This window comes from Coprococcus intestinihominis (assembly GCF_040096555.1).
GTDB classification, from domain to species: Bacteria; Bacillota; Clostridia; order Lachnospirales; family Lachnospiraceae; genus Coprococcus_A; species Coprococcus_A intestinihominis.
In genome coordinates, this window is the sequence record NZ_JBBMEK010000452.1 from 1 (window position 1) to 1,217 (window position 1,217).

Consider the following 1,217-nt stretch of genomic DNA (forward strand, 5'->3'; position numbering starts at 1 on the left):
GGCGGAGACAAGGACAATGCGATTCCTGTAGATAGTAAGGCTGAGATCGTGGTATCTGATGAAGACATCGATGAGATCCAGTCTCTGGCAGCTGCTTTTCAGGAGAAAGTGCGCAGTGAGTTCCATGTGTGTGATCCGGTGATTGCCATTGATGCGGATGTACGTGCGGAGGGAGGCTATGAAGTCTTCTCTATGGCATTGACTGAGAAGGTAATTTTTATGCTGATGCAGGTGCCAAACGGCATCCAGACGATGAGCGCAGATTTGCCGGGCCTTGTTGAAAGTTCATTAAATCTCGGAGTTCTTGAGACGACGGAAGAGGGAGTTGCCATGACATGGGCCATCAGAAGCTCTGTGAAGTCCCTGAAAGAACTGATGAAAGATAAGCTGAGATATATGACAGAATTTCTGGGCGGCGAAATGACTTTCCGTGGCGAATATCCGGAATGGCCATTTAACCCTGATTCCAAAATCTGTGCACTCTGCAAGAAGATTTATGAGGAACAGACAGGCGAAGAGGCATCTATTGAGATGATCCATGCCGGACTTGAATGTGGTTTGCTGTCCGAGAAGATGCCTTGGCTTGATATGGTCAGCATGGGCCCTGAAATGCACGATATTCATACATCGAGAGAACGCCTGGGTATTGCTTCTGTTGAGAGGACATACAACCTGGTGCTGACTGTTCTCAAAGAATTCAAGAATTACTGCAATTAAGAGGCAATGACAAGAATGGTACATGCGATTATATTTGATATGGATGGGGTGCTCATTGACAGTCAGCCGATGCATTATCTAGGGGATCAGCAAACGCTGGCTGCTCATGGGGTGGATGTGCCGGTGGAAGCGATGACAGCCTATGCAGGCACAACGAACCAGCTGAGATTTGAGTTGTTTAAAGAGCGATATCACCTCAGTGAGACAATCGACAGTCTGATCGCAGAGCGTGAGGCGATCATGATCCGCCTTGTCCGGGAAAGCGATGCCGGACCTACTGCTGGCTCAGTGGAATTGCTGAAGAGCATCAAGGCCGCCGGTTTAAAGACAGCAGTGGCATCCTCTTCCTCCTATCCGTTTATTCATGCAGTTTTGGAAAAGCTTGGCATTGTCGCTTATTTTGATCTGATTTTTTCGGGTGAAGAAGTGAAAAACGGTAAGCCGGCACCGGACGTTTTTCTTGAGACATGTGAAAAACTTAAGGAGACGCCGGGGACCTG

The 1,217-nt window shown here is 48.2% G+C and carries 2 protein-coding genes; both read left to right on the plus strand.

Annotated elements, in window-relative coordinates:
- Positions 1-717 (plus strand): zinc-binding metallopeptidase family protein (locus tag WMO25_RS18155; RefSeq protein WP_494337450.1); only part of this gene is annotated, 717 nt, incomplete at its 5' end.
- A 6-nt stretch (positions 718-723) separates the two neighbouring features.
- Positions 724-1,217, plus strand: a 494-nt coding sequence (locus WMO25_RS18160; protein ID WP_349086640.1) for an HAD family hydrolase, incomplete at its 3' end; no start/stop codon positions are given.